8 protein-coding genes and 1 pseudogene are annotated in these 6553 nt (G+C 61.1%); 6 read left to right on the top strand and 3 right to left on the bottom strand.

Annotated features, from left to right (window positions below; all coding sequences use genetic code 11):
- From WS95_RS34120 to WS95_RS25425, 4 genes and pseudogenes are all read left to right on the top strand, one after another.
- Positions 1 to 134: pseudogene (locus WS95_RS34120) on the top strand (acetyl-CoA C-acetyltransferase); the annotation flags it as partial.
- A gap of 135 nt (positions 135 to 269) precedes the next feature.
- Entirely contained in the window at positions 270 to 1010 is a 741-nt protein-coding gene (locus tag WS95_RS25435) for a 3-ketoacyl-ACP reductase (RefSeq protein WP_034207422.1), read from the top strand.
- Between the two features lie 119 nt (positions 1011 to 1129).
- Entirely contained in the window at positions 1130 to 1696 is a 567-nt protein-coding gene (gene phaR, locus WS95_RS25430) for a polyhydroxyalkanoate synthesis repressor PhaR (protein ID WP_006485265.1), read from the top strand.
- Between the two features lie 105 nt (positions 1697 to 1801).
- A complete protein-coding gene (locus WS95_RS25425; protein ID WP_230624924.1) occupies positions 1802 to 2926 on the top strand; it encodes a lysozyme inhibitor LprI family protein in 1125 nt (374 codons plus the stop codon).
- A 121-nt stretch (positions 2927 to 3047) separates the two neighbouring features.
- On the opposite strand, the gene WS95_RS25420 is transcribed toward WS95_RS25425, so the two are convergent.
- Positions 3048 to 3302: a hypothetical protein gene (locus WS95_RS25420; RefSeq protein WP_059498821.1), complete on the bottom strand. Its 255-nt coding sequence runs from the start codon at positions 3300 to 3302 to the stop codon at positions 3048 to 3050.
- Positions 3303 to 3703: 401 nt separating this feature from the next.
- Between WS95_RS25420 and WS95_RS34115 the strand changes: the two genes are divergently transcribed.
- Both WS95_RS34115 and WS95_RS25410 read left to right on the top strand, forming a co-directional pair.
- Positions 3704 to 3976, top strand: a complete 273-nt coding sequence (locus tag WS95_RS34115) for an AbrB/MazE/SpoVT family DNA-binding domain-containing protein (RefSeq protein WP_082747009.1) — start codon at positions 3704 to 3706, stop codon at positions 3974 to 3976.
- Positions 3973 to 4341 (top strand): type II toxin-antitoxin system PemK/MazF family toxin, encoded by a 369-nt coding sequence (locus WS95_RS25410; RefSeq protein ID WP_257139945.1) that lies wholly within the window; start codon positions 3973 to 3975, stop codon positions 4339 to 4341. The genes WS95_RS34115 and WS95_RS25410 overlap by 4 nt, the downstream gene beginning before the upstream one ends.
- Positions 4342 to 4674: 333 nt before the next feature.
- Here the strand turns inward: WS95_RS25410 and WS95_RS35900 are convergent, their stop codons facing one another.
- Entirely contained in the window at positions 4675 to 5814 is a 1140-nt protein-coding gene (locus WS95_RS35900) for a phytanoyl-CoA dioxygenase family protein (RefSeq protein WP_257139944.1), read from the bottom strand.
- A gap of 53 nt (positions 5815 to 5867) precedes the next feature.
- Complete coding sequence (locus tag WS95_RS25405; RefSeq protein ID WP_257139943.1) at positions 5868 to 6443, bottom strand: recombinase family protein; 576 nt, start codon at positions 6441 to 6443, stop codon at positions 5868 to 5870.
- Positions 6444 to 6553: the final 110 nt, after the last annotated feature.

Genomic DNA, 6553 nt, shown 5'->3' with positions numbered 1-6553 from the left:
CGATCGGCGCGTCGGGCTGCCGGATCCTGGTGACGCTGCTGCACGAGATGGTCAAGCGCGATGCGAAGCGCGGGCTGGCGTCGCTGTGCATCGGCGGCGGGATGGGCGTCGCGCTCGCGGTCGAGCGTCCGTGATCGGTCGTTCGTAACCGGCCGTTCGCCATCGGCGAACCGGATCCGTGCGCCGGCCGATTGCAGCTTCGGCCGGCGTCACGTGAAGTCAGAGGGGGCCTCCGGCAGCTCTCGAAACCAAAAAATGGAGTGAGATTTATGTCTCAGCGAATTGCGTACGTAACGGGCGGGATGGGCGGCATCGGCACCAGCATCTGCCAGCGCCTGTCGAAAGACGGCTTCAAGGTGGTCGCAGGGTGTGGCCCGAACTCGCCGCGCCGGGTGAAATGGCTCGAGGACCAGAAGGCGCTCGGGTACGACTTCATCGCGTCGGAAGGCAACGTCGGCGACTGGGACTCGACCAAGGAAGCGTTCGACAAGGTCAAGGCGGAAGTCGGCGAGATCGACGTGCTGGTCAACAACGCGGGCATCACGCGCGACGTCGTGTTCCGCAAGATGACGCATGAAGACTGGACGGCCGTGATCGACACCAACCTGACGAGCCTGTTCAACGTGACGAAGCAGGTGATCGACGGGATGGTCGAACGTGGCTGGGGCCGTATCATCAACATTTCGTCGGTGAACGGCCAGAAAGGGCAATTCGGCCAGACCAACTACTCGACCGCGAAGGCCGGCATTCACGGCTTCACGATGGCGCTCGCACAGGAAGTCGCGACGAAGGGCGTGACGGTCAATACCGTGTCGCCCGGCTACATCGGCACCGACATGGTAAAGGCGATCCGTCCGGACGTGCTCGAGAAGATCGTCGCGACGATTCCGGTGCGGCGTCTCGGCGCGCCCGAGGAAATCGGCTCGATCGTCGCGTGGCTCGCATCGAACGATTCGGGTTTCGCGACGGGCGCCGATTTCTCGCTGAACGGCGGCCTGCACATGGGCTGAGCGTCCGGGCTGCGCGGGCAGGATGGCTGCGCAGCCGGGCGTTTTCCGAAGGCCCCCGCCTCCCGGATTCGGGCGGCGGGGATTCGTCACTTGCGCTACGCTGCACTCAAAGGCGTTACATGACTACTACAAAGAAGACGGCCGAACGGCTCATCAAGAAGTACCCGAACCGCCGGCTCTACGATACCGAGACAAGCACGTACATTACGCTCACGGACGTGAAGCAGCTCGTGCTCGAGCAGGAGGATTTCAAGGTCGTCGACGCGAAATCCAACGAAGACCTGACGCGCAGCATCCTCCTGCAGATCATCCTCGAGGAGGAGAGCGGTGGCGTACCGATGTTCTCGTCGTCGATGCTGTCGCAGATCATCCGTTTCTACGGTCATGCGATGCAGGGCATGATGGGCACGTACCTGGAAAAGAACATCCAGGCATTCATCGACATCCAGAACAAGCTCGCGGATCAATCGAAGAACCTCTACGAAGGTAACGCGATGAATCCGGAAGTCTGGTCGCAGTTCATGAACATGCAGGCGCCGATGATGCAAGGGATGATGACGAGCTACATCGAGCAGTCGAAGAACATGTTCGTGCAGATGCAGGAGCAGATGCAGAACCAGGCGAAGTCGATGTTCAGCACGTTTCCGTTCAAGCAGCCCGGCGCATCGGAGCCCGAAAAGAAGTAACGGCATCGCGGCAAACCGGCCCGGGGCGGCGCGAGCCGTCGGGCGTCGGCGCCGCGAAGCGGGGCGGCCGGTCGCTGTCGTGCATTCGGGTACGGCGATGCGCGGTTGCCGCTTGCCGGAAGAGAGCGCCGACGGTCGTCCAGGATCGTCGGCACCGAATGCCCGTGCCCGGCAGGCGCGGACATCGTCGTCGTCCAGTCGATCGAGATCCCGTCCATACGAACGAAAGCCGGGTCGCACCGTGCCCGCGCGAACGCTTGCCTGGCGTACCATAAGCGGCCGCTGCACGGCGATGCGCGAAATGCGCTAGCGGTTCCCGCGCATGGCGAGAGGCCCGATGCCGCATCATGCGGGCGGCCGAGAAAAACAAACCGACTGAGAGAGAGCATGCGAGGGATTCGAACGGCATCGACCGGCAGGCTGGCCGGTCTTGCTGCGATGTTCATGATGGGTGTCGGCCTGGCCGTGCCGGGCTTTGCGATGGATTGTGCGAAAGCCGTCCAGCCGATCGAGAAGCGCATTTGCGCGAGCCCCGCGTTGCGCGCGGCCGATGCGCGGATGAATGCGGCCTATGCGGGCGCGCTACAGGCCGCGCCGGACACCGCCGTCCGCGACATGCTGGTGCGCAGCCAGCGCCGCTGGCTCGACGCGCGCAACAAACGACTCGATACCGATTACGACGGCCATCGGCTGGCAGCCGACGAAGTGCGCAAGGCCTTCGATCGGCGCACCGCCGTGCTGGCCGACCGATCGGGCGAAGGGCTGATCGCGCGCGCACTGGCCGAGCGGCAGTGGCTCGCGAAATACAGCGGCGGCCCGCTGGCCGGCTTCGATGCCAACTGCGATTTCATCCCCGACGATGCGAGCGGCGCGCATGTTTCTTATGCGTGCTTCGGCGCGATTCATGTGCAACATCATGCGCGGGTGTGCAGTCAGAGCGAGGACTGGGCGACCGGTGCGGTCTATCAGTACCGCCTGGTGAGCGCGGCCGACGGCGGGAAGGTGCATCCGGTGGCGTTCTGCGAAGCGCAGGGCACGCATGCATGCGACAGCGGCAGCGCGCAGGCGGGGTGGGTGCGGGCCGCGGCGTCCGGTGGCGAGAACCGTACGCCGGCGCCGGTGGCCGGCCTGCCGCAGCTCGACGCCGAATTGTGGCCGCTCGGGGAGGGCGGCGATGCCGCGTGGTTCGATCGGTGTCTGAAGGCGCCGGTGTTTCCGGATGCGCACTGACGCGCGGCGTTCCGAGTTCAAGCACGGCCCGCCAAGCGAATCGACGGGCTGGGTGCTGCGGCGCCGTGGACCGGCGCGCAGGGTCATCGGTACGGATGACCGCGGCGCGTTCCGTCGTTGCTCAGTGTGCCGAACCGAAATCCTGATCGTCGTCCGACGGAGGAAGGTCGAGCACGAGCTTGACGGCACTGTAGTTCGCTTTGAGCGAAAACACGCGACCGATCACGAGAAACGTCTGGCGCGAGTTATCGAGTTCGACGAAATCGCCCGGTTGCGGCACGTGCGCGCCTTGATCGTAGGAAAAGCTGGTGCTGGTCTGCTCGCCGATGGCTTCTGCGGCGTGCTCGGTGAATTCGATCGTGATGTGGGTGGTCATGCGGGCCCCGTTGGGTCGATTGGAGAGAGCGGATGCCGCATTTTCGCATAGCGGCTGCTCTAATTCGGGGCGATTCTTGCTCGAAGGGGCGGGGCAGTGGTGTCGGTTCTCGGGTGCGCGGGCGTTTCTTTCCCGGCAGCGCGACCGGGTGTTCGGGATCCGAGCGAGTCGCGCTTGAGCCCGCAGTGGCTCGACGTGGCTCAATCCGTCGGCCCTTCGACAACCCGCGCGGAGTCGGTTGACACCGACCGACTTCGATCGCGCGCGGGAACGGAGGACGTTTCAACGATGTTGGCACACTTCACGCCAGCTCCTACGATGTATCTACGCGTTGATACATCGTATGAGTAGTCTGCGATACAACATTGCACAAGTGGTGGGAAATCTATAAGGAGCGCCTAATGACCGTTCAAACCCTCAAGCGTTGGGGGAACAGTCTTGCGGTTCGAATCCCGGCGAGCGTTGCCCGAGAGGCGCATTTCGCGGAGGGACAAGAAGTCGACATTCATGTGGTTGATGGCAAGGTGCAGATTCTTGCGCACGTTGGCATCAAGCGGTTTTCTCGTGAGCGCTATCTGCAACAGTTGCGTGAAGGGAAGCTCGAGTCGCATCCGATTGTCGATTTCGGCGATCCGCAAGGCAGTGAGTTCGGGGGACCGGACGAACACTCTTGACGCAGAACCGAAAGGATCGAAGAAAAATGCTCAATGGAGTTCCGGAAGCAGGGGACGTGATTCGGCTCTATGTCGGGCCGAGTAAGGGCAACGAGCAAGACGGATATCGTGCTGTCGTGGTTATCGCGCCGGGCGATATCAACGAACTGACGGGGCGGGTGGTCGGCTTGCCGATCACGTCGACCGTGAGGGGCTGGGAATCTGAAATTCCGATTTCGAGCCTCGCGCGGCCAGGTGTGGCGCTCGTCGATCAGATCGTGAATCTGTCGTTCAAGGCGCGCGGGTTTCAGTTTAAGGACGAGCGCGCAACAGACGAAGAAATGGAGGCGATCAGGTACGCGGTTCGAATGTTTCTCGACCTGTAGCACTAAAACGGCGCTGCGCCGTTTTCTATTTGCTCCTTGTGCTGGGAGGCTGCGTGAGTACCCGCAGAGGCCCGTTGCCGATCAGGAAATTGCGATACGACCGAATCGCGACGTCCCACACCGCGTGCATGACACTCGGCCCGGCCTCGACGATTTTTCCGTTCTGATCGACGACGGCGAGCGTTGCGGGATGACCGTCCGGCGTCACGATGCTGAGCCCTTGAAATCTGGCGGCGAGACTTTTTCACTGCTTTCATCCGTGTCGGCCGGTCAGCGTAGTGTTTCGCATTGCGATCCATAGCGAAAACTTCAGCCAACGCGGCCCATCCGGTTTCAGCGCATCCTTCTGCCTTCGTGCTGACCATATTGTGCGTAATGCGCTCGACCCGATGCGATCACGCCCGACCTGACGGCGTCAGCAACGTCAGGATTGCACGCGAGATAAGCCTCCTCGGAGAATTCGTAGTTCCATTTTGCGTCTTCAGGAAGAGGTTGCGGAGCGCGGTTCATCCAATATGCGCCATTCAGTTGCTCGATCTTGTAGTCCATTTCCTTAACGTCGTCGAGCGAGTAGTAGTGGAATACGAGCGACTTGCGAGTAAGGTTTGGATTCCTGATGACACCGCCGGCATGGAGAAGGTTGCAATGCCAAATAAATACGTCTCCCTTCTTGGCTGAAAATGATTTCTTCTCGAGCCCGAGTTCACGTACTTGGCGCTCCATATATGCCTCCCACTCAGGCATCTCGCTTGGCACGAAATGACGAGTGCCGTTACTGAAGATCATCTGTTTAATTAGATGACTTCCGGGGAAGTACTCGAGCTGGCCGGCGTCTGGATGAGCATCTTCGAGTGCAATCCAAGACGCGATCAGATGCTCATCTGACTTTGGCGTCATATACAACGCATCAACATGAGGGGGTTGCGCACTGCCTTTTTCCAAATAAAGGCTATTGCACAGAACTGGAGTGTGGCCCAGCAGACTTCCAAGAATCGGTGCAAGCCGCTCTGACAGAGACAGTTCACGTACCGATGCCATCGGAAGATAGAGATCGTTGATTTTCATGCGGCGAGATTCGATCTCCTTGGGGCTCAGGTATCCCAATGTTGTTCGTTCGCCAGTGTCGAGCATGTCGACAACGATCTCAGTGGACCGTTGATTCTTTACATCGGAAATTTGCCGAGCAACTTCGTCCACTTGGCCCGGCGTATAGAACGCCGGCAGGTAAAGGTAGCCGTCTCGAACAAACTGGTCTCGCAGATTGGTCATTTTTCGCCGCGCATTTGATTGTGATTTGCATCGGAGTAAATCATACAGATGCGTTTTTTGTAAAGAGACGTCCTTTGAATACGTGTTTTTGGGGACGGAATGAAAGCGAACTCGCGACAAGCGCCGCGAAGGTGGTGCGAGCGACACCTCTTCGAGCCGGAACGTTTCGCCGTCCACCTCGACCGACTTCTCGCCGATCAGCATCCGATTCGCCAGCAGCCGGTAGATGTGGCTCGACGCCGAGCGGCCGCTCTCGGTTATCTTGAGCCCGCGGTCGGCCGAACTCGCAGACGATCCGGACCGCGCCGTGCCCTTGTTATGAATATTTCAATGACGAGATGCACGGCTGCCGCCCGGTCATCGGCCAGTTCAAACCCACCCGCTTCAGTCTTCCGCACCCAGTGCGGATCCTTCCCGACCCGGATAGGGGCGTGCCAAGTGCCGGCGATCCATCCCTGGCACTGCCGGCGGATTGCCGCCTTCACGCGCTTGCTCTTCGTGTCCGATTCCTCGTGCGCCCGGATCATCACCAGCAGGCTGTACACGAGATCCATCGGCTGCGCCTTGAGACGCTCGCGGTTGTACTCGCGGCCGTCGCTAGCCGTCACGACCGTGATGCCGGCGTTCACGATCTGCGTGAGCTGCGCCTGTGCCTGCAGTGGCTCGGCGCGACTCAAGCGATCCAGCCCCTCAACGATCAGTACCGAGCCGGCCGGTACTTGGCCGTCCTCGACTGCACGCAGGAATACCCCCGACGCGTCTTGCCGCACATGGCGCTGGTGGTACGCCGACAGCCCTTCGTCCCGCAGTGATAGGGACGCATCAAGCCCCATCTGGTTGTCGGCCGCCCACCGGGCGGCGTGCTCGAACTGCCGATCGACGATACCGCCGGTCGCTCATTTTGGCTCGCCGCCCCTAAATCGCTGTAAACTCACGCTTTTGC

Origin of the sequence: Burkholderia sp. MSMB1826 (assembly GCF_001526325.1) — a bacterium.
Lineage (GTDB): Bacteria > Pseudomonadota > Gammaproteobacteria > Burkholderiales > Burkholderiaceae > Burkholderia.
This window is presented reverse-complemented; position numbering and strand designations above follow the sequence as displayed.

Bases quoted from the DNA above. Each gene is read 5' to 3' on its own strand.
- WS95_RS25435 (WP_034207422.1), top strand. From the start codon at position 270: ATGTCTCAGCGAATTGCGTACGTAACGGGCGGGATGGGCGGCATCGGC.
- phaR (WP_006485265.1), top strand. From the start codon at position 1,130: ATGACTACTACAAAGAAGACGGCCGAACGGCTCATCAAGAAGTACCCG.
- WS95_RS25420 (WP_059498821.1), bottom strand. From the start codon at position 3,302: ATGACCACCCACATCACGATCGAATTCACCGAGCACGCCGCAGAAGCC.
- WS95_RS34115 (WP_082747009.1), top strand. From the start codon at position 3,704: ATGACCGTTCAAACCCTCAAGCGTTGGGGGAACAGTCTTGCGGTTCGA.
- WS95_RS35900 (WP_257139944.1), bottom strand. From the start codon at position 5,814: ATGCTGATCGGCGAGAAGTCGGTCGAGGTGGACGGCGAAACGTTCCGG.
- WS95_RS25405 (WP_257139943.1), bottom strand. From the start codon at position 6,443: ATGGGGCTTGATGCGTCCCTATCACTGCGGGACGAAGGGCTGTCGGCG.